Origin of the sequence: Actinomycetospora sp. (genome assembly GCF_036497585.1) — a bacterium.
Taxonomy (GTDB): Bacteria; Actinomycetota; Actinomycetes; order Mycobacteriales; family Pseudonocardiaceae; genus Actinomycetospora.
Genome location: NZ_DASXJD010000229.1, coordinates 1 through 19,788 on the forward strand (window position 1 = coordinate 1; position 19,788 = coordinate 19,788).

Consider the following 19,788-nt stretch of genomic DNA (forward strand, 5'->3'; position numbering starts at 1 on the left):
CGCTCCGGTCCGGTGCCCGAGCGAGTGCAGGCCGAGGGCGGCGTGGGCGAGCGTCACCGCATCGTCGGTGGAGCGACTCAGTACGGCGGCTTCCCGGTAGTGCCGCCGCGCCGGGTCGACCGTGCCGGCCCGTTCGTGCGCGGCCGCCAGGTCGAGCAGGACGGTGCCCCGCGCCGGATCCGCGTCGTCGAGGAGCGTGAGGGCGCACAGGTAGTGGGTGCAGGCGTCGTCGTGGCCGAGTCGTGCGGTGGCCTGCGGGCCGCCCGCAAGCATCGAGCGGCGAGCGGGCGGGTTGATCTCGTCGTGCGGAGTCCCGGTGTCGGGACTGATCATCGTCGTATTCTTGTTGACCAACGCGGGGCCGATGATCCCCATGGGCGGCGATCACGTGTCCTCGGGCATCGCCTGCCCTCCTGCTCGTCGTGTCGCCCTTCCGCTGCTGTCGGTGCACGCAAGGCCCCCCCCGCCCCCGGCCCCCTGGTCGTTGTCGAACGGCGGGACCGAGTTGCGGTCGAGCCTGCTCGCTCTCGGGATCGATGGACACGGCTCGGCGGAGGCACCACTAGCGACCCCTCTGCAATCTGTGCCTGTTGTGTCCGTTCCACCACCACCTGGTCCACCACGGTGGATGGGACATCACCATGCTCGACGGACGACCGTGGTTCACCCCACCGGCCTGGCTCGACCCGCAACGACAACCCCGACCCGGCGGGCCCGGGGCGTACTGACACTGCGGAGTGCGGGGGAACGAGCCGTAGCCGTCCCGTTGCCGTGCCGTTGAACCCCCCAGGGCGAGTCGCAGCCGACACCGTGGTGATCAAGAGCGGTCGGAACCCCGGCACCGGGACCGCCGGGGTGTTCTAGCGGCCGTCGACGAGTTCGGTGAGCACGTCACTGTGGAGGCGTCGACGCGCAGTTGGGGCACGCCGAAGCCGCCGTTGCGGGCGGTGTTCGAACCCGAAGCGGCCGTGCCGGGAGGCGAGCACGGTCAGGCCGTGGCGTGTACCCGGCGCGGTGTACACGTCGACGATCGAGCCGAACATGACATGGTGGAGCCGCTGGGTCCAGAGGTGGCCGGCGCTGTCGCTCAGCCGCGAACGTTGCGCCTGGGCGTTCGCTTCACCGGGCCCCGGCCCGTCGCCCATCGCCACCGCGACCAGCAGGTTCGCGCCCTCTGTGCTGGACGGGAGCGTCACCAAGGCCGGCCCGTCCTCGCGCGGGGTGGACGCACTCCGGGCGTCGAGGTAGCCGACGGCGCCTCCTCCGGTGGGGTCCGCGCCGGCCGCGCAGCCCGCGAGGACGACGGGGACGATCAGGGCCCTCAGCCATGCCCGAGATCGCATCGCGCCGTGCCTTCGGAAGTACGATTTCCGGCGTGAGCACCGACTTCGTCCGATTCTGCTCAGCCGTGCGGCCATTCGATGTGGCTCGTTGACGGGGTGGGGGTATCGAATGGACGCTGGTAGCACTCGAGATGAGCCGCCGGCGTGAAGAGCGGGAGCACGATGAGGGGCCGGAAGTGCTATCGCCGCCGGCGTCCTCCGTGCCTACCGTGGGGGAGCAGTCGAACACGGGTTTCTCGGGGGGAATACACCGTCGTCCTCCGTGCGCCCACAGAAGACTTCACGGAGCGGGGGATGGCCATGGCCACCGATACGGCGTCACAACCGGTTCCGGCGGCGGAACGTCCGGCAGGAGACGCGGACACGTTCCCGCTGCCTCTCGGGTACCCGGATCCGAACGCGCCCGTGGAGGCCTTCACCGCCGAGATCGTCGCGCCGACGCCGCAGGCGGTGCACGGCGAGGTCGACGTCGAGCTCACTCCGACAGAAGCCACGATCCACCCCGACCTCCGGGCCATGGCGGCGTGGGGCTACGGGGTGGACGGTGGCCCCGTCACCATGCCCGGGCCGCTCCTCGAGGCCCGAGCGGACGAGCCCGTGACGCTCACCTTCCACAACCGTCTCGGGAAGTCCGGTCTCCCGTTCCTGGCGTGGAAGACCACGACCGAGAACAAGGCGGACGGCAACTCGCCGCAGGTCGATCCCGGCGTCGCCGCCGCGGGGTCCGAGGGGGTGCCGCAGGACCAGACAGGAAAACCGATCGGCCTGACCGTCACCCACCTGCACGGAGGGCACTCGATCCCGGACTCCGACGGCTGGCCGGACAACATGATGCGCACCAACGGCCGTCAGGTCTGCCGGTACGACAACGACAGCGACAGCCGTGACCTCGGGCTGATCAAGCGCGGGCCGATGCAGTGGTACCACGACCACGCGATGGGTGGCACCGGCTTCCACGTCTACGCGGGGCTGGCCGGGCCGTACCTGGTCCGTGATCCGCGGGAGAAGGCGCTACGACTGCCCTGTACGCCCGCCGACGGGGAGGCGGTCCTGATGATCACCGACCGCAACATCGTCGACGACGCCGAGCTGATGTCGCCCGCGCCGGCCTCCGGCGACGGCCACGTCGCCGCGTCCGACGGCCACGCCGCTGAGCCGATGCACTCGCTGCGGTTCCTCCACAAGATCACGCCGGAGACCGCGGAGTTCTTCGGACCGTTGACGCTGGTCGGGGGGAAGCTGTGGCCGACGCTCAAGGTCGGGCCGGGGGTCGTCCGGCTCCGGCTGTACGGCGTCGGCAACTCCCGGGTGTTCCGGTTGCATCTCCTCGACGAGTCCCTCACCTGCATGGATCCGGAGCGGCTCCGCCTCGTCGGCACCGACGGTGGGTTGCTCTGGCGAGCGCAGCCGGTCGACGTCGAGGCCGGGATCACCCTCGCTCCCGCCGAGCGCGCCGACCTGTTGGTCGACCTCCGCGGCCTCGAACCCGGCACGAGGATCTTCGTGGTCAACTCCGCCCAGGCACCGTTCCACGGCGACCCTCCCTCGACGCCGCTGACCCGCAGCCGACCCGAGGACCGGATCCCCTTCCCGCAGGTCATGTCCCTGCTCGTCGACGAGGAGGCCCCGAGGTCCCCGCACGCCGACCTCTGGGAGGACGTCACGAACCGCGTCCTCAACCCGGACTTCCGCCGGGTCATCCACACCCAACCGGTCGCCGGTGGCGCCCCCGAGGTCAGCATCGAGGGGCACGATCACCACGCGGTGCTCCTCGTCGAGGACCCCACCGGCCACCTGACCCTGCAGGAGATCGAGCACGCGCCGCCGGATGCGAACGGGAATCCGGCCACCGGTCCGATCCTGCTGCAGTTGCCCAACGACACGCAGCCCGTCGCCTACCGCCCGGTCAACCTGGCGCCGGCGGTCCCCGGCCCCACCGGCGACTTCTACAGCACCCTGGGCATCTATGCCGAGCTCGACCGGTGGCAGGTGTTCTCCTTCCTCAACACGACGGGGGATGTCCATCCTCTCCACATCCACCAATCGGAGTTCCAGCCGGTCAACGACCGGGCCGACACCTACGACTTCGCGGTGCCCGCCGACCAACCGATCGTGAGAACAGGGCCTGGGCGCGCCTACGAGCCGCACGAACGGTTCGGGTGGAAGGACACCGTGAGGGTGTTCCCCAACGAACTCGTCGCGGTGGCGATCCGGTTCGACCTGCTCGGCAAGTACGTCTACCACTGCCACATCCTCGAGCACGAGGACAACGAGATGATGCGATCGTTCCTCGTGATTCCGCCCGGGATGACGCCGAGCGGGATGGGCATGTCGATGGCGGCTCCGGCATCGACCGACGGTGGGAAGGGTGGAACAGCATGAGTCGGCCGACGGTCGATGCGAACCTCTATTCGTTCACCGGGCCCGATCACCGCATGGTGACGATCTCCCCGTCGCTCGACGGATCGCCGCAGGTGAGCTACCACGACACCCACCAGCAGCAGGTCTTCGTCAAGGACGAGGTACTGGTGGACGACACCGCGATGGGTCGTCTGGTCACCGTGACGCTCGCACGGACCGTGGACCTGGGGTCGACGACCTTCTCGGTCGTCCTGCCCGAGGTACGGCTCCCGGCGTCCCAGAGTCTGCCGGTCACGACCGTCGCGGTGACGGCGGTGCACCGGACCTCGCTCGCGGCGCAGTTCGACGTGGGCCAGCGCGACTCCTACTCGGTCTCGCGGCTCCACGGCACGGCCTCGTTCGTGGAGACATGACCACGCTCGTCGGGTGGGTTCGGTGCGCCGATCTCGGCGCGCTCGAGGGCGACCTCGGGATCAGCGCCGTGTCCGTGGCCGAGCTGCACTACGGCGTGCTGGTGGCGCGTGACCGGGGGGTGCGAGGCGAGCGGCTGCGACGGCTGACCGCACTGCGGTCGATGTTCGATCCCGTCCCGGTCGATGGGGCGGGCGCGACGAGTTACGGGCTGCTGGCGTCCGCTGTGGCCGACGTCGGCCGCAGTCCGCGCCCGCGCAGCATGGATCTCCTGATCGCGGCGACCGCTCACGCCCACGGTGATCGGCTCTACACCCGCCACGGCGGCGACCTGGTCGGGCTGGAGGACGAGCTCCAGATCGTCTCCGTGTGAGTCGCCGAGCGCCCGTTCGCCCCCGAGCTCGCTCTCGGCCAGCGCGAACGACGCGGGGGTCGCGTGCGAAGGTCGGGACATGACGTCGTCGCCACCCGGGACAGAGCGCGACACCGACGCCGGCCGGGAACGTCGTCCGCGGAACCGGACCCGGCTGGTGATCGGCGCCGCCGTCGCGCTGGTCCTGCTCGCTGTGCTCGCCGTGATCACGGTGGAGTCCGGCAGCTCGTTCCCGGGTGGGACGAGCGCGGCGCCGCAGGACCCGACGTCGCAAGCCCGGCTGGCGGTCGAGCGCCGCCAGCCGGGGGACCCGCTGGCCCTGGGCCGTCCCGACGCGCCCGTCGTCGTCGCGGAGTGGGGCGACTTCCAGTGCCCGTTCTGCCGGCTCTACACCACCGCCACCCAGCCGGCCCTGCTGCGGCAGTACGTCGACAGCGGGCAGGTGCGCATCGAGTGGCACGACTTCGCCTACCTGGGCCCGGAGTCCGTGCTCGAGGCCCGCGCCGCGCGCGCCGCGGCCCGTCAGGACCGGTTCTGGGACGTCCATGCGGCGCTCTATCGCGACCAGGCACCGGAGAACCGCGGTGAGGTCACCGAGCAGACCCTCGCGGCGCTCGCCGGGCAGCTCGGCCTCGACGTGCCGCGCTTCCGGCGTGACCTCGCCGACCCCGCGATCGCGCAGGCGGTGGCGGCCGACCAGCAGCTCGGGTCCCGGCTCGGCGTCGGCGGCGTGCCCAGCTTCGTCATCTCCGACCAGCTGATCTTCGGCGCGCAGCCGCTGCCCACCTTCCAGCAGGCGATCGACGCGGCGCTGGCCCGGACCCGCTGAGGTGCCCGACCTCGGCTACACCGCGGCGTTCCTCGGGGGCGTCCTCGCGCTGGTGAGCCCGTGCAGCGCGCTGCTGCTGCCCTCGTTCTTCGCCTACGCCTTCGGCGGTCGAACCGAGCTCGTCGCGCGGACCGCGGTGTTCCTCGTGGGGCTCGCGGTGGTGCTCGTTCCGCTCGGGGCCGGGTCGGGCGCGCTGGCCTCGGTGCTCGCCGCGCACCGCGGCGTCGTGATCACGACGGCGGGGGTGGTCATCGTCGTGCTCGGGGTGGTCCAGCTCCTCGGGGGTGGCTGGGCGCTCTCCTCGGCGACGCGGTTCCAGGCCCGGATGGCCCGCCGCGGGACGTGGCTGGCGACGCTCGGGCTCGGGGCGGCGTACGGGCTGGCGGGGTTCTGCTCCGGTCCGATCCTCGGGGCGGTCCTGACGGTGGCCGCCGCCGGCGGTCAGGCGGTCCGGGGGGCGGCGCTGCTGGCGCTCTACGCCCTCGGGATGGCGCTGCCGTTGTTCGTGCTGGCCCTGCTCTGGCAGCGCTTCGACCTCGGCGGCCGCCGCTGGCTGCGGGGACGCGAGTACCGGCTCGGCCCACTGCGCCTGCACAGCACGTCCACGATCTCCGGGCTGCTGTTCATCGCCGTCGGGGTGCTGTTCGTCGTCTTCGACGGGACCGCCGGTCTCGTGGGCGCGGATCCCGCCACCGCTGCAGGCGCCGAGGGCACCGCGCTCGTCGTCGGGAACTCGGTTCCCGACCTCGTCGCGCTCGGCGTCGTCGCGGTGGTGATCGTGGCGGTCGTGGCGTGGCGGCTCGCCCGATCACGGGGTCGCACGGGATGAGTCGCGGACCAGCACCCGTACTCGGCGGGTCGGATCCGACGGTTTCGCCCCGATGTCCCGATGGGAGCAGCCGGTCAGCGACGAGCCCGGAGCAATCTCGACGAAGTGGGTGACCTTGGCCGCGCTCCGGGCCACCATCGACGGCAGCAGCTTCCGAGGATCGGGGTGGGCGACGATGAGCGAACAAGCAGCCGGAGCGCCGGGCGTCGTCATCGAGGAGAGCGCCGGGTCCCCACCGCAAGCGCCGTCGGCCGCCGGGCAGGTGACCGGGGTGGTCGTCGGGGTCGACGACTCCAACAGCGCCCGCGCGGCCGTGGCGTGGGCTGCCCAGGCCGCCGACCGTCGTGGCCTGGCGCTCCACCTGGTGGAGGTCCTCCCCGCTCCCGGCGGCGCCGCGGACGAGGCGGGGGTGCCCCGCGGGCGGGCACGGGCGCTGCTGTCGCGCGCGAAGTCGATCGCCCACGGGATCAGCCCGGACCTGGTGGTCACCATGCACGCCTTGTCGGGGCGGGTGGGCCCGGCGCTGGTCGACTACGCGACCGAGGCCAGCCTGCTCGTGGTGGGCTCGAACGGCCCCGGTGGGCCCATCCCGCTCTCCCTGGGGTCGGTCCTCGGTGAGGTGACCACCCACTGCCGGTGCCCGGTGATCCTGGTGCCGGCGGGCGGCCGGACGCGGGCGCGGACCGAGGACGCCCCGGTGCTGGTCGCCCTCGACGACAGCCCGGACGGGGAGCGCGCGCTGGCGTTCGCCGCCGATGCCGCCGAGCGGCGCGACGTGGCCCTGCGGGTGCTGACGGAGCAGGCGAGCGACGAGGACGGCCCGCAGCTCGCGCAACTGCGGGAAAGCCATCCCGGCCTCGAGATCCGGACCGAGACCGTGACCGGGCCGCTCGAGGACGAGCTCCTGGGTGCCGATGCGAGCGTCCAGCTCATCGTGGCCCCGTCCCGACGTCGCGGCGGCGTCCTGGGGAGCGGGTGGACCGGGCACTTCCTCCCGATCCTCTGCAAGTGCCCGGTCGCGGTCGTGTCGACGATGACGCGGGAGTCGACCACCCTCGCGTGAGGTGCTCAGGCTGCGATCTCGAGGCGTGCATGGGTACCGTCCCAAGAGGTCCACAGGTGGAGAACGTCGCTGAACTGCCGCGCGAGCCAGACCCCACGCCCACGGGGAGCGAGGGCATCGGGTCGACGCAGCCCGGGCGTGACCGCGCCCAGGTGCCCGGGGTCGTGGATCTCCGCGACGGCTCGGCCCGGGCTCGTCCACCACGACAACGTGCCGTGCCCGGCGCCGTGCTCGATGCTGTTGCCGACCAGTTCGCCGATCGCCACGACCAGGCCGTCGATGCGCGAGGGTTCGAGCCGTGCGGCCTCGCCGTATGTGCGGCGGGATGCCCGGAGAGGACGGCGCCGTCGCTGAGGATGGTTGCGCCCCGACCTGTCTTGACGATCTCGCAGGCGTCGTTGGCGCGCTGCACGGCGATGGTCTGTCCGGAGTAGCCGGAGAGCTGGGTCGGTTCGCGGAAGACGATGCTCGGGGCCAATGCGGGCTGCCGCTTCTCGATCGTCACGCGCAGCAGGTCGGTGACGGTCGCCCACAGGACGTCGTCCCGGACCAGCGCGTCGCTCAGGAGGGGTGTCACCACCTCCAGGAGCTCCTCGAGCGACCGGTAGATCACCGCGAGGTGGCGGAACGTGTCCCCCGAGTCGTGGGGGCGGGGCAGGCCGTCACGCGCGATCACGGGGATGAGCCCTGACCTCGATCGTCGGCCGTGCCGTCGGGCCGTCGGGCGGTGTCCGTGTCCGCGTCGATCGCGGGGCCGGCGTCGAGGACGTCGAAGCGGTCGGCGAGGCCCAGCATGTCGAAGAGACGTCGAGCCTGCCCATCGCCGAGGCGTACCGCCACCTTCCGCCCGGAGTCGTCGGCGTGTTGCTGGGCCAGCAGCACCAGTCGGATCCCGGAGGAGTCCAGGTAGGCCAGCTCCGCCATGTCAAGGACGAGGATCGCCGGACGCTGGTCCTGAACGCTGCTGATCTCGCGTTGTGCGATCGGGAACGTCGTGATGTCCAACTCGCCGTGCAGCACGAGCTCCATCCGGTCCGGCTCCTCCTGCCGCCGGACCACCCGCAGGGCGGTCGCCGCCCCGGTCGCCGGGAGGGTGTCGGGCGGCGGTTCGGTGGGCCCGGTCATGCCGTGGCCTGGGCGACCAGGACGGCCACGTCGTCGTGGAGCTCTCCGCGTTGGAACCGGCAGATGTCGGCGAGTATCCCGTCGGCGATGTCGTCGGCCGACCCACCGTCGAGCGAGGCCAGCAACGCCTCCAGACGCTCCGAGCCGTACCACTCGTGCCCGCGGCGGGCCTCGGTCACGCCGTCGGTGTAGAGCACCAGCGTGTCGCCCGGCCCGATGTGCATCTGGACCTCCGAGAGCTTGGGATAGCGGTACACGCCGAGCAGCGTGCCCGCCACCGCCACCGACTCGACTCGGCCCGAGCGCAACACCAGCGCCGGCAGGTGCCCCCCGTTGACCAGCCGCACCGAGGCGCCGGTCTCGTCCACCGTCAGGTGCGCGTGGACCACCGTGGCGAACCGTGCCCGCGACCCGGCGTTGTCGCGCAGCATCGCCGCGTTGACCCAGCGCAGCACCTCGGTCGGCCGGTGTCCGTGGTTGACCTCGGCGTGGACCGTGTGCCGGATCAGTGCCGTCAACGCCGCGGCCTCGGGTCCCTTGCCGCACACGTCGGCGACCGTCAACGCCCACCGGCCCCGCTCGTCGTCCTGGCAGACGTCGTAGAGGTCCCCGCCCACCCAGACGTCGGTCAGTTCGGGCGTGGGCGGGCGGTACCGTCCCGCACACCTCATCCCCGGGATGTCGGGTAGCTCGCTGGGCAGCAGCGCGGTCTGCAAGGTGTGCGCCACGGTGCGCTGCTTCTCGTACAGCGCAGCGTTGTCCAGCGCGATCGCGGCGGTGGCGGCGAGCTGACCGGCGAAGGTCAGGTCGTCCTCCACGAACTGACGGCCCGACTCGGCGTGCACCAACGTCAGGGCCCCCAGGCTGCGACCGCGCACCAGCAGCGGCACCACGATCGCCGAACGCAGTCCGAGAGCCCGCATCAGCTCGAGGTGGGTCGCATCGGCGGCACTCGCCACGAGCAACTCGTCCGCCACGTCCGTCATCACCACCGGGTGACCGGACCGGGCCACCTGCAGGGCGCCCCCTTCCGCCTCGGGATCGGGCGGATAGCGCCGCTCGAGCTCCTCGACGAAGGCGACCTTCTCGGGGTCGAGGTGCGCGACGGCGATCTGCTCCACACGATCGGCGCGAACCAGATGCACCGCCGACCAGTCGGCGATCCCGGTCACCGCGAAGTCGGCGAGCCGTTGCAGACGTTCCTCGACCGACAGCGGCGCTTCCATCAGCTGGCTCGCCTGCGCCAGGAATGTCATGCGATCCCGCTCGCGTTCCGCGGCGGCGCGCGCGTCGCTCTCCGCGGCATAGAGCCGGGCCCGGTCGAGCGCCTGGGCGCACAACGACGCCACCGCCACGAGGAACCCGCGTTCGCCCGACCCGAACACCCGTGGCCGGCGGAAGCGGAACACCACCGCCCCGAGTTCGCGGTCGTCGACCCGTAGCGGCAGACACACACAGGCCTGGTGCCCCCCGGACACACCCGCCGAGGCCATCTCCGGATACCGCGACCGCCACTGGTCGCCGTCCTCCAGCCATACCGGGCTGGCCGTCAGCACCGCATCGGACAGCGGCCGCCCTGGCCGAATCGGGACGCGCCGGAAGGGAGAGACCGCGTCGCCGGACGTTCCGGTCGTGTAGAGGCTTTCCAGTACGTCCGAGTCTGGAGCCCGGGTGTACACGCCGCAGTCGTCCGCTTCCAACAGGGTCGCAGCAGTCGTCGCCGCGAGCTGTCCGATCTCCTGCGGGGTCGCGGCGCTGGAGAGCTGCTCCGTCAGCCGCTGGAACCCTCGAGCCCGGGACCGCCCCGCGCCACCCGCATCGCCGGGTGCGAGCTCGTCACCCTCGGGAACCTCCCGCAGCAGCACCCCCGACGTCGCGCCACCCTCGCTCGGCAACGGCTCGCAGCTGACCGTCACGCGACCGCAGCTCAGGCGATCGGATGTCTCGGCCGCCGATCGGCCTACCGTCACACCCGACTTCCGGCGGAGTCCGTAGGCCCACGCCGCGGCGGCGACCAATTCCTCGGTCCCGGGCACCCCGGCCTCGCCGAGCGGTCTACCGACCGACAGGCTTTCACCGAGAAGCCGTGCACCGAGAGGGCTGATCCACTCCACGACATGGTCGACGCCAGAGGTGACGGCCAAGGCGTGAGGAACCACGCTGAGTAAGTCCTCGACGCTGGGCGACACCCCGAAAAGGCTACAAGCCGGGACTGCTCTCCGGAACTCGTGTCGCACGCGATAGTCCGTTCGTGCGCGGCCCGGAAACTCGTGGGATCGACGGCGGGCACGCTCCGCCACCGCGAGAGGAGTGCCTCCTGCGACTGGATCACCGGTGATCCGGCTCTCCGGAGCCCTCCACTCGCTGCTCGCCGAGGTGGCGCTCCAGCCGGCTAACCTGCAGGTCGGCGGCCTGGGGGGACGGTATGCAGCGCTTCGAGCAGGACGACCCGCCGCGCCAGCTCGATCCCCAAGCGGACGGCGAACGTCCTCACCGTCGTCGACACCACCCGCAACGCGGTCACCGGCACCATCCCGGTCCCCGACGGCGGCCCGCAGTTCGTCGCGTTCTCGCCCGACGGCTCCCGGGCCTACGTCAGCATCTCCGACCCGGTCTTCACCGTGAACGAGGTCGGTGTCGTGGACACCGGGACCAGCGCGTTCGTCGCCCGTATCCCCACCGGGAAGCGTCCCTTCGCGCTCGTCGTCGCCCCGGACGGGAGACGGCTCTACCTGCCGAACCACGACTCGAGCTCGATCACCGTCGTCGACACCGCGAGCAACGCCGTCCCGGCACCATCGCGGTCCCGCCCAACCCGCACTGGCTGGACCTGTCCCCGGACGGCACCCGGCTCTACGCGGCCGACCACGAGTCCAACCTGGTGACGACGATCGACACGGCCACCGACGCCGTCGTCGGGACGCTGCCGGTGGGCCAGAGCCCACACGCGCTCGTCCGGCACCGCAGCAAGCCGTTGCTCTTCGACGCCGACTACGACGGCAACACGGTCTCCGTCACCAACGTGGTCACGGGGCGGGTCGTCGCCGCGGTGCCGACCGCGAACCACCCGCAGGACGTGTCGCTGTCGGCCGACGGCCGCTACCTCCTCCTCGTCGCGGTCGACGCGAACGCGGTGCAGGTGCTCGACACCGACACGCTGCAGATCACGGCGACGGTGCCGGTGGGGAGGGGCCCGACGAGCGTCGCGGTCGCACGCGACGGGCGGCAGGCCTACGTCACCAACCTCGTCGACGGCACCGTCACGGTGTTGGACGTTGGCGGTGCGGGCTGACACGGGGCGCCATCCCGCGTCCGGGTTCTCCGGCCGGACGGCTCACGGTGCCCACGCGGCATGTCCCGGGCCGCCGCCAAACCCAGCGGGCGGGCGAGATCCGGTCGATCCTAGCGCACCGCAACGGCGGCTGCGCCGCTCGTCCCCGACCGTCGATCATGGACGTGGTCGTGAACGCCGGAGGGTCGGGGGCTGGGATGTCCACGCGCTGGGGACGACGGCCGAGCACACCGAGCAGCACGGTCGACGGCAACCCGGCTGTCCCGACCGAGCGGAATCAGTGTCGACCCGGCGCCGTCCCTCTCACAATGCGTAAGTCTTTGTAGGCCATCGAGAGATTTGCTACGCCGATCGAATGAATCAGTGCTGACAGACGACGCGTCCATGTCACCATCAGTTGCTCGTGTCGGGGGACTCGAGGGGTCGCCGATGGGCCGGGCCCGAGGTGGAGCCACAACGCGGTCGACACGACACGGGGGTCCGCAATGGCGTACTCGGAACCGTACTGGTCGCCTCCGGTCCTGCCCCCGCCGCCGCGACGACGTCGGCGCAGCACGGTGGCCACCGTGATCACGGTGCTGGTCGCGCTGGTGGTGTTCCTGGCTGCCATGGCCGCCTACCTGGTGTGGCGTGCGCAGGACGCCGCGGCCAGCGACGCGACCCTCGAGCCGACCAATTCCGCGACGGCGAACGCCTTCATGCCCGCGCAGGGGCCCGACGCCGCCGTCGGGTCGCCGCCGACGAACTCCGGGGGAGCGGTCGCGGGGAGCACTCCCGGATTGTTCGGGGGCACGCTGGACAACGGCAGCTGCGACCAGGACCAGATGTCGCAGTTCCTGCGAATCCACCAGGACAAGGCGGCCGCGTGGGCCGAGGCCGAGGGTGTCTCGACGAGCGACATCCCCGAGTACGTCCACCAACTGACGCCGGTCGTGCTCCGGGCCGACACGTCCGTCACCAACCACGGCTTCCGCGACGGTGAGCTGACGTCGTACCCGGCCGTGCTCGAGGCGGGGACCGCGGTGCTCGTCGACGGCTACGGCACGCCGCGCGTGAAGTGCTACTGCGGGAACCCGCTGAGCGCGCCGCCGGAGCACCAGTCCGACCACTTCGTCGGGCAGAAGTGGACCCGTTTCGAGCCGGTCACCGTCATCGTCATCCAGCCCGCGCCGGTGGTCGTCGAGAACCTGACCGTCATCAACATCCAGACCAACACCGTGGTCGACGTGCACGTGCCGCCGTGGCACTGGGGTCGGCAGCCGGGGTGGGACCACCACCAGTCCTCGTCGTCGTCGTCGAGCAGCTCGTCCACGACCACCTCGTCGACGGACACGTCGTCGTCGAAGGCGGGCTCCGACACCTCCGGGAAGCGGTCCGCCGGCCCCGGCGAGTGCGCGGCGTCCACGTCCGGGAGCGACACCGTGACGGTGGCCGTCCCGTGTGACTCCACGTCCACCACGACGCCCACCAGCACGACCACCACCACCACGAGCACGACCACGCCGACGACGACCACGCCGACGACGACCACGACGACGAAGTCCACGACGACGACCACCACGACCTCCACGTCGCGACAATCGTCCTGATCGGGGGCCCCTCACCTGTCGAAGAAGCGGCGGCCGGTTCGACAGTCTGGTGTGGACCCACGTGAAGGAGGCACCGTCGTGATCGTCGACCAGCCCGTCGCCGACGAGTACCGGGAGATCGCCGGCCGCTTCACCGCGCTCGTCGAGGCGGTACCCGAGGAGGACTGGGGGCGCCCGTCGCCGGTGCCGGAGTGGACGGCGCACGACGTCGTACGCCACCTCGTCGGGTGGTTCCCGCCGTTCCTGGCCGGCGGCACCGGGGTGAAGCTGCCGTCGGGCCCGGACGTCGACGACGACCCGGCCGGCGCCTGGCGGACGATGAGCGACGGCGTGCAGGCCGTCCTCGACGACCGGGCGTGCGCAGAGAAGATCCTCACCAACCCCTACATCGGTGAGGTCCCGCTCCCGCAGGCCGTGTCGCGCTTCTTCACCGCCGACGTCTTCATGCACACCTGGGACCTCGCGCGGGCCACCGGGCAGGACGGGACCCTCGATCCGGAGCGGTGCGCGGTGATGCTCGAGGGGATGGAACCGCTCGACGAGCTCCTGCGCTCCAGCGGCCAGTACGGGCCGAAGGTCGAGGTGCCGGCGGACGCCGACGTGCAGACCCGGATGCTGGCCTTCATCGGCCGCGACCCGGGGTGGGAGCCGACGGCGTCGTGACGGCGGGGGGGCCCGACGAGAGATCGCAACCCCTGTGGCGAGTCCCGGCGGCCGTGGGGCGCGTCGCCACACAGGACGTGACCAGGTCCGTTCGTCGGGACTCAGCCGGCGAGGATCTGCTCGCGCAGGATGTCGGCGTGACCGCAGTGCTGGGCGAGTTCGCGCAGCACCTGCAGGTACACCCAGCGCACCGTGCGCGGTCCCGTCCGGTGGCCGGTCACCACGGCGTCCAGCGGGAGCTCGGACACGGCCGCCCGCGCCGTCGCGCATGCCTCCCGGTGGGCCGCCGTGACACTGGCAACGGTGTCGTCGTCGGCGAGGCGGAAGGACTCCTCCGGGCTCCCGACCAGGCCGAGCTCACGCCGCGGCGTCCTGCCGATGCACTCCTCGAACCACACCCGCTGCATCCACGTGACGTGCTTGAGCAGCCCGAGCAGCGTCGTCGCCGACGGGACGAGCCGGCGGCGGGCCTGTTCCTCGGAGAGGCCGCCGAGGGCGGCCTCGAGAGCGCCGCGGTACTCCTCGATGAAGGCGTCGAGCTGGGTGCGCTCGTCGTCGAGCAGCACGTCGAACGAGCCCATACCGAGCCTCCTGTCGTGCCGCCGGGGTTGGCGGTCGTTGCATGGTCCCGGACTGCCGGTCGACGTACTGAGGCGGTCGTTCCTGCAGTTCAGCCCGAGATTGTCGGGGGGTGCGTCTACCGTCGTCACCATGAGCAGGCCGTTGGTCGACGAGGCGGTGATGAGCCACGCCCAGGAGGTGATGGTGGCCGCCCGTCGCGCCGAGCACGCGGTGCTGTGCGAAGTGGCTCGACTGGAGGCGGACGGGGTGGCCGAGGTGTCGGGCTACCGTTCGACGGAGCGATTGGTCCAGGACCTGTGGCGGGTCGATCCGGGGGAGGCGCGCCGGTTGGTGCGCCAGTCGCGGGCGTTGTGCCCGGCGCCGTCGCCGAGCGGGGCGATCGTCGAGCCACGTCTCGCCGCGTCCGCCCCGGTGTCGGCGGCGGGGACCGTGGATCGCGGGCACGTGCGGGTGATCGACGAGGCGGTGCGCTACCTGGAGCGGGTGGACGGGATCGACCCGGCGGCGTTGGCCGAGGCCGAGGAGTACTTGGCGAAGCACGCCGCGACTCTGGCCCCTCGAGGTCTGGCGAGGGTGGCGGCGCGGTTGATCGCGGCGCTGGACCCGGACGGGGTGGCCCCCGAGGAGGACGCCGAGTCCGGCGACGAGCTGCGGATCGCGCGGCGAGCCGACGGGTCGCTGGCGCTCAAGGGGCGCTTCCGCGGGCGGGCGGACATCCAGCTGATCCTCGCAGCGCTCGACGCGCTGTCCGGTCGCGCCGGGGCGGAGGACGACCGCGGGCTCGAGGCCCGGTACGCGGCGGCGCTGCTCGAGCTGTGCGGGCTGGCCACGGCCCCGGGCGGGATCGGGGCGAACGTCGCGCCGGGGGACCGGGCGGACCCGGGCGAGACCACCGCCCCACCAGAGCGCGGTCAGGGCGACCCGCGACACCTGCACCCCGAGGACCGCCACCCCGACGACGTCGCTCGTCTCGAGGAGTACCAGAGGCGGCTCGACGACGCCGATGACGACGCCGACGACGAGGTCGGGAGCGGCGCCGAGGGCGAGGTCGCCGCGGCCCTGTCCCGCACGCGCGCCCCGGGCCGGGCCCTGCTGATGCTGACGATGTCCTACTCGTGGCTGCGCGACCGGATCGGGCACGGGCTGGTGGGGCCCGAGGACGCGATCAGCCCGGCCGAGGTTCGGCGGCTGGCCTGCGACGCCGGGATCGTGCCGATGGTGCTCGGAACACGCTCGGAGCCTCTGGACGTGGGTCGGCTCTCCTACAGCGTCCCCGAGGGGATACGGCGGGCCCTGGTGGTGCGCGACCAGGGCTGCAGCGTCCGGGGATGCAATCGCCGTCCCGAACGCTGCCACGCCCATCACGTGCACCACTGGGTCGACGGCGGGGAGACCTGCCTCGAGAACCCGAGCCTGTCACTATGTGACCGTGACCGAGCAGCCGCGACGGGCCGCGATCTATGCCCGCATCAGCCTGGACAAGTCCGACGACGAGCTGGGGGTCACCCGCCAGCAGGACGAGGCGCGGGGGCTGTGCGAGGCCCGCGAGTACGTCGTGGTCGGCACCTACACGGACAACTCGATCTCGGCCACCAACGGGAAGCGCCGGCCGCAGTACCTCGAGCTGCTCGGCGCTGTGCAGCGCGCCGAGGTCGACGTCATCGTCTGCTACCACCTGTCCCGCCTGTGGCGTAACCGCCGCGAGCGGGCCGAGGGCATCGATCTGATGCAGCGCCATCGGGTGTCGCTGCTGCCGGTCAAAGGCACCGAGTTCGATCTCTCCAGCGCCTACGGGCGGGCGATGGCTGGGCTGGTGGGCGAGTTCGACACGATGGAGTCGGAAGTGAAGTCCGAGCGTCAGCGCTCGCAGATCAAGCAAGCCGCCGACGCCGGCAGGGCGCACACCGGCGGCACCCGCTGCTACGGGTTCGACCGCACCTACCGCGTCGAGCCAGACAGGAAGGGCAAGCCCAAGACGGTCGCGGTCGAGTCGGTCAACGACGACGAGGCCGCGATCATTGAGGAGTGCACCAAGCGGCTGCTCGGCGGTGAGTCGCTGATCTCGGTGGTCCGCGACCTCAACGCCCGCGCAGTGCCCACGGTCAAGGGCGGGCAGTGGCGCACGATCACGTTGCGGTCGCTGATGTGCTCGGCGCGGATCAGCGGCCGACGCGAGCACACCCCGACCGATACGTGGAAGGGGAAGGCCTCGCGGCCCGTGTGCGGTGAGATCACCGGCGACGGCGGCCCGGAGATCATCTCACCGAGAGATTCGGACAAGCTCCGGGCCCTGCTGACCAACCCCGCCCGGCGCACGTCACCACGGGAGGCCCGCAAGACGATGCTCTCTGGGTTGCTCACCTGCTCGCGGTGCGGACGCCCGATGGTGTCGCGGCCCCGAGCCGGTGTGCCGCGCTACGTGTGCACCGACGCGCCGGGCCACGGGTCGTGCGGACGGACCGCGATCCACGGCGAGCGCACTGACGCCGAGGTCCGCGACCGCGTGCGCCATGCGCTCTCCTCGCGCGAGCTGACCGAGCGGCTAGCCCGCAGGAGCGACGCCGAGCCGGATCTCGTCGCGACGATCCGAGACGACGAACGCGAGCTCGAACTACTCGCCGAAGACCGCGGTACCGGCGAGATCACCCGGGCGGAGTGGAAAGCGGCCCGGACGCCGATCGTGGCCAGGATCGAGTCGGCCCGGCGCCGTCTGGCCCAGGCCACCCAGACGACCGCGCTGGAGGGGTTTGTCGGGACGGGGACGCAGATGCGTGAGAGGTGGGAGTCGATGAACGTCGCCCAGCGCCGGGCCGTGGTCCTTGCGGTGGTCGAGTCGGTCACCGTCGGCCCGCCGACCCCGCCGGGCAACCGGTTCGACCCCGCCCGCCTCGAAGTGATCTGGCGCTGACGTCGCCCGACCGAGTGATCTTCGCCGAAGGTTCGGCTCCGGTTCCCTGTGCATCACTAGCTCATATCTCGACAATTGGGACGCCAGTATCTGGCACGGCTAGACACAGTTAGACAGCCAATTCCGAAGAGATGGCGCTGCGCGACAGAAATGGCGTGATTGGACAGATGGGCACGTTTGCGTACATTGGGGGTAGGCGGTCAGCCTGTGTCCCGTGCCCGTCCCGGTCTTCGCTCCCCTACAGCTGCGCGAAGCGCGCGACTCACAAGAACTGAGCCGCCCAGCGCTCGCGCGACGCACCGGACTGTCCCCTCTTACCATCCGCGACTACGAATACGGTCGACGATTTCCCAGCGCGCCAGCACTCGGTCGGCTCGCGGCCGGGCTCGGCTGCTCGGTCGACGCGTTCTTCGCCTCCCCGGCAGACGGGAGAGCACCCGATGCTGCCTGAGGACGAGGAGACCCGCGCCCAACGCATCGCGGCCACCGTTGCCGCCGAACGCCGGGCGCAGGGTCTGCCGCCGAAGATCACCGACCCCGTCGTGCTCGACCGGGTCGCCGCGATCCTGCTCGCCACGGAGCCCAACCCGGGCCCGAAGCCGGCGGGAGGTGAGCCCGCCACGTGAGCCCCGAGACGTGCGAACGGCGCCTCCCCGGCCAAGAAGAGGCGCCGTCCACAACAAACAGTCACCAGGCCACCAGCGACTTCGCGGATCTTAGCGCGGGTGACCGACTGCGGGCTCGCAGTGCCGCGTCGTGGCGCTGCGAGCCGCTCGCCGCCAGTCAGCGCGACCCACTCGACCCGCGGCCGCTGCCCACGGGCACCCCGGCCGAGCTCCGCTCATGGCGGGCCGCGTGGCGGCACCTGGCCGTGCTCGGTTATCGGGTCGACGTCCCGCGGGAGGTCCGTGCGGCCTCTGAGCGAGAGCGGTTCGCCAGCCGCTGCGGCTGCGGGGTGGGCGGATGAACCTCCCCGCTCCCATCGACCTCGAGCAGGCCCGAGAAATCACCCAGCGATTTCGGGCCGCCGCTCAGAACCTGACCGACGCGAGGACCGAGCTGCGCGAGGTCGTGCCCTTGGCTACACCTCCGGCGCCTGGCGAACGCTGGGCTACGCCTCCTGGCAGCGCTACTGCGAGGCCGAGGTCGGCGGCCGCCTGGTGCGCCTGGACCGCGAAGACCGCCGCGCCCTGGTCCGGGAGCTCGCCGCGGCGGGGCTGTCGACCCGCGCAATTGGGCCGGCACTCGGGGTCGCCCGCAACACCGTGCGCGACGACCTCGACAGTGGCCGGCGGGCCGGGCGGGCGGGTCAAGTTGACCCACCCTCGCCGAATGCGGTGTCGGTCTCCGCCCAGACCATCGGGTTCTACACCGTCGGGGACCTCGAGCTGGCCGGCTACAGGGTCCACCCGTTCCTGGCCGAGTTCCCGCTGATGCCGCCGACCCAGTTCGACGCCCTAGCAGAGTCGATCTGCCAGCGCGGGCTGCAGGAACCGATCCTGCTCGCCCCGGACGAAGTCACCATCGTGGACGGGCGACTGCGCCTGCTGGCGTGCCAGAAGACCGGCGTCTCGCCACGGTTCGAGGTGCTGACCGGCGCGGTCTACGCCGATGAGGGTCGGCTATTGGACCTGATCTACAGCCTCAACGTGGTACGGCAGCACCTCAGCGAGGACAAGCGCGCCATGGTGGTCGCTCGAGCCGAGGCTGAGGGCTGGGCGGGCCCGTGACCGATCCGCACGCCCGCGGCGAGCGCGCCCTGGAGCTGCACCGCACCGTCGAGGCCCAGGAAGGCGAAGGTCTAACCGCGCTGGCTACCAGTGGGTGGTCGCGGTGAGCCGCTGGGAGATCAAGGACGCGGTCCTCTCGTCGACGCTCACTCCGACGGAGCGTCTCGTGATGCTCGTGCTCGTGCTGAGAGCCGACACCGAGTCCGGACAGATCCCGCCGGAGTACAGCCCGAGCCTCTCCGTGCTCGTCCGTGAGACCGGCCTGTCTCGCAGCACCGTTGTCACGACACTGCACGACCTGACGACGCTGGGATGGGTCGGGCGGGTCCGGCCGCTTGTGGCCGAGCAGCTCCGCGGCGCCCGCAACGTGTACGTGCTCGACATCCCCGTTAGGTCGACCACCGACCTACCCCCCGACGACGCTAGGTCGAACACCGGACTAGGACCTGGTCCGGCCACCGGACTAGCTGACGATGAAGGTGGTCCGACCACCGGACTAGCGGCCTTGGACGCTAGGAGTTCGAAACTTGAGCCAAGTCCTCACGCGATCATGCGCGCCTGGCTGATGTAGTCGGCGACGTGGCGGTCGATCGTTCGGAGAGCCTGGCGCAGCGGTTGCGGTGCGGGCGGCTGGTTGGCCGCGGCCAGCGGCCGCAGCAGCCGGTGGTAGAGCTTGCTGTAGAAGATCGC

At 71.5% G+C, this 19,788-nt stretch carries 20 protein-coding genes and 1 pseudogene; 15 read left to right on the forward strand and 6 right to left on the reverse strand.

Annotation, left to right across the window (positions count from 1 at the left end):
• Together VGH76_RS24385 and VGH76_RS24390 are read right to left on the reverse strand one after the other, a co-directional pair.
• Positions 1-375: hypothetical protein (locus tag VGH76_RS24385; protein ID WP_331559344.1), on the reverse strand; the 375-nt coding region annotated here is incomplete at its 3' end.
• 485 nt (positions 376-860) lie between these two features.
• Entirely contained in the window at positions 861-1,196 is a 336-nt protein-coding gene (locus VGH76_RS24390; RefSeq protein ID WP_331559345.1) for a hypothetical protein, read from the reverse strand.
• A 552-nt stretch (positions 1,197-1,748) separates the two neighbouring features.
• Between VGH76_RS24390 and VGH76_RS24395 the strand changes: the two genes are divergently transcribed.
• The 6 genes from VGH76_RS24395 to VGH76_RS24420 all read left to right on the forward strand — a co-directional run bounded on the left by VGH76_RS24395 (position 1,749) and on the right by VGH76_RS24420 (position 7,209).
• Positions 1,749-3,725: a multicopper oxidase family protein gene (locus tag VGH76_RS24395; RefSeq protein WP_331559346.1), complete on the forward strand. Its 1,977-nt coding sequence runs from the start codon at positions 1,749-1,751 to the stop codon at positions 3,723-3,725.
• Entirely contained in the window at positions 3,722-4,117 is a 396-nt protein-coding gene (locus VGH76_RS24400; RefSeq protein WP_331559347.1) for a hypothetical protein, read from the forward strand. Before VGH76_RS24395 ends, VGH76_RS24400 begins: the two co-directional genes overlap by 4 nt.
• Positions 4,114-4,488 carry a PIN domain-containing protein gene (locus tag VGH76_RS24405; RefSeq protein WP_331559348.1) on the forward strand — a complete coding sequence of 125 codons (375 nt, stop codon included), beginning with the start codon at positions 4,114-4,116 and terminating at the stop codon, positions 4,486-4,488. Before VGH76_RS24400 ends, VGH76_RS24405 begins: the two co-directional genes overlap by 4 nt.
• Before the next feature lie 79 nt (positions 4,489-4,567).
• Entirely contained in the window at positions 4,568-5,317 is a 750-nt protein-coding gene (locus VGH76_RS24410; RefSeq protein ID WP_331559349.1) for a DsbA family protein, read from the forward strand.
• 1 nt (position 5,318) lies between these two features.
• Complete coding sequence (locus VGH76_RS24415) at positions 5,319-6,146, forward strand: cytochrome c biogenesis CcdA family protein (protein ID WP_331559350.1); 828 nt, start codon at positions 5,319-5,321, stop codon at positions 6,144-6,146.
• A 175-nt stretch (positions 6,147-6,321) separates the two neighbouring features.
• On the forward strand, positions 6,322-7,209 hold the full coding sequence (locus VGH76_RS24420) for a universal stress protein (RefSeq protein ID WP_331559351.1): 888 nt from the start codon (positions 6,322-6,324) through the stop codon (positions 7,207-7,209).
• Positions 7,210-7,214: 5 nt separating this feature from the next.
• On the opposite strand, the gene VGH76_RS28080 is transcribed toward VGH76_RS24420, so the two are convergent.
• The 3 genes from VGH76_RS28080 to VGH76_RS24430 form a co-directional block, all read right to left on the reverse strand.
• Complete coding sequence (locus VGH76_RS28080) at positions 7,215-7,742, reverse strand: ATP-binding protein (protein WP_414637805.1); 528 nt, start codon at positions 7,740-7,742, stop codon at positions 7,215-7,217.
• Between the two features lie 139 nt (positions 7,743-7,881).
• On the reverse strand, positions 7,882-8,334 hold the full coding sequence (locus VGH76_RS24425; protein WP_331559352.1) for an STAS domain-containing protein: 453 nt from the start codon (positions 8,332-8,334) through the stop codon (positions 7,882-7,884).
• Positions 8,331-10,523 carry a SpoIIE family protein phosphatase gene (locus VGH76_RS24430; RefSeq protein WP_331559353.1) on the reverse strand — a complete coding sequence of 731 codons (2,193 nt, stop codon included), beginning with the start codon at positions 10,521-10,523 and terminating at the stop codon, positions 8,331-8,333. Before VGH76_RS24430 ends, VGH76_RS24425 begins: the two co-directional genes overlap by 4 nt.
• A 236-nt stretch (positions 10,524-10,759) precedes the next feature.
• On the opposite strand from VGH76_RS24430, the gene VGH76_RS24435 reads away from it, so the two are divergent.
• The 3 genes from VGH76_RS24435 (at position 10,760) to VGH76_RS24445 (ending at position 13,878) form a co-directional block, all read left to right on the forward strand.
• Complete coding sequence (locus VGH76_RS24435) at positions 10,760-11,626, forward strand: beta-propeller fold lactonase family protein (protein ID WP_331559354.1); 867 nt, start codon at positions 10,760-10,762, stop codon at positions 11,624-11,626.
• A 566-nt stretch (positions 11,627-12,192) separates the two neighbouring features.
• Positions 12,193-13,215, forward strand: a complete 1,023-nt coding sequence (locus tag VGH76_RS24440; protein WP_331559355.1) for a DUF6777 domain-containing protein — start codon at positions 12,193-12,195, stop codon at positions 13,213-13,215.
• Between the two features lie 78 nt (positions 13,216-13,293).
• Positions 13,294-13,878, forward strand: coding sequence for a TIGR03086 family metal-binding protein (locus VGH76_RS24445; RefSeq protein WP_331559356.1), 585 nt, complete (start codon positions 13,294-13,296; stop codon positions 13,876-13,878).
• 101 nt (positions 13,879-13,979) lie between these two features.
• Here VGH76_RS24445 and VGH76_RS24450 read toward each other — a convergent pair whose 3' ends face one another.
• Entirely contained in the window at positions 13,980-14,459 is a 480-nt protein-coding gene (locus VGH76_RS24450) for a DinB family protein (protein WP_331559357.1), read from the reverse strand.
• A gap of 160 nt (positions 14,460-14,619) precedes the next feature.
• On the opposite strand from VGH76_RS24450, the pseudogene VGH76_RS24455 reads away from it, so the two are divergent.
• From VGH76_RS24455 to VGH76_RS24475, 6 genes and pseudogenes are all read left to right on the forward strand, one after another.
• Positions 14,620-15,294: pseudogene (locus VGH76_RS24455) on the forward strand (DUF222 domain-containing protein); the annotation flags it as partial.
• A 595-nt stretch (positions 15,295-15,889) separates the two neighbouring features.
• Positions 15,890-17,368 carry a recombinase family protein gene (locus VGH76_RS24460; protein ID WP_331559358.1) on the forward strand — a complete coding sequence of 493 codons (1,479 nt, stop codon included), beginning with the start codon at positions 15,890-15,892 and terminating at the stop codon, positions 17,366-17,368.
• A 214-nt stretch (positions 17,369-17,582) separates the two neighbouring features.
• Positions 17,583-17,819 (forward strand): helix-turn-helix domain-containing protein, encoded by a 237-nt coding sequence (locus VGH76_RS28085; RefSeq protein WP_414637806.1) that lies wholly within the window; start codon positions 17,583-17,585, stop codon positions 17,817-17,819.
• Positions 17,809-17,994, forward strand: a complete 186-nt coding sequence (locus VGH76_RS24465; protein WP_331559359.1) for a hypothetical protein — start codon at positions 17,809-17,811, stop codon at positions 17,992-17,994. The genes VGH76_RS28085 and VGH76_RS24465 overlap by 11 nt, the downstream gene beginning before the upstream one ends.
• A 534-nt stretch (positions 17,995-18,528) precedes the next feature.
• Positions 18,529-19,098 carry a ParB N-terminal domain-containing protein gene (locus VGH76_RS24470; RefSeq protein WP_331559360.1) on the forward strand — a complete coding sequence of 190 codons (570 nt, stop codon included), beginning with the start codon at positions 18,529-18,531 and terminating at the stop codon, positions 19,096-19,098.
• Positions 19,099-19,201: 103 nt separating this feature from the next.
• Positions 19,202-19,669: a helix-turn-helix domain-containing protein gene (locus VGH76_RS24475; RefSeq protein WP_331559361.1), complete on the forward strand. Its 468-nt coding sequence runs from the start codon at positions 19,202-19,204 to the stop codon at positions 19,667-19,669.
• The last annotated feature ends 119 nt before the right edge of the window (positions 19,670-19,788 follow it).

Coding starts and splice junctions, on each gene's coding strand:
- VGH76_RS24400 (WP_331559347.1), top strand. CDS start 3,722: ATGAGTCGGCCGACGGTCGATGCGAACCTCTATTCGTTCACCGGGCCC.
- VGH76_RS24405 (WP_331559348.1), top strand. CDS start 4,114: ATGACCACGCTCGTCGGGTGGGTTCGGTGCGCCGATCTCGGCGCGCTC.
- VGH76_RS24410 (WP_331559349.1), top strand. CDS start 4,568: ATGACGTCGTCGCCACCCGGGACAGAGCGCGACACCGACGCCGGCCGG.
- VGH76_RS24420 (WP_331559351.1), top strand. CDS start 6,322: ATGAGCGAACAAGCAGCCGGAGCGCCGGGCGTCGTCATCGAGGAGAGC.
- VGH76_RS24425 (WP_331559352.1), bottom strand. CDS start 8,334: ATGACCGGGCCCACCGAACCGCCGCCCGACACCCTCCCGGCGACCGGG.
- VGH76_RS24435 (WP_331559354.1), top strand. CDS start 10,760: ATGCAGCGCTTCGAGCAGGACGACCCGCCGCGCCAGCTCGATCCCCAA.
- VGH76_RS24450 (WP_331559357.1), bottom strand. CDS start 14,459: ATGGGCTCGTTCGACGTGCTGCTCGACGACGAGCGCACCCAGCTCGAC.
- VGH76_RS24465 (WP_331559359.1), top strand. CDS start 17,809: ATGCTGCCTGAGGACGAGGAGACCCGCGCCCAACGCATCGCGGCCACC.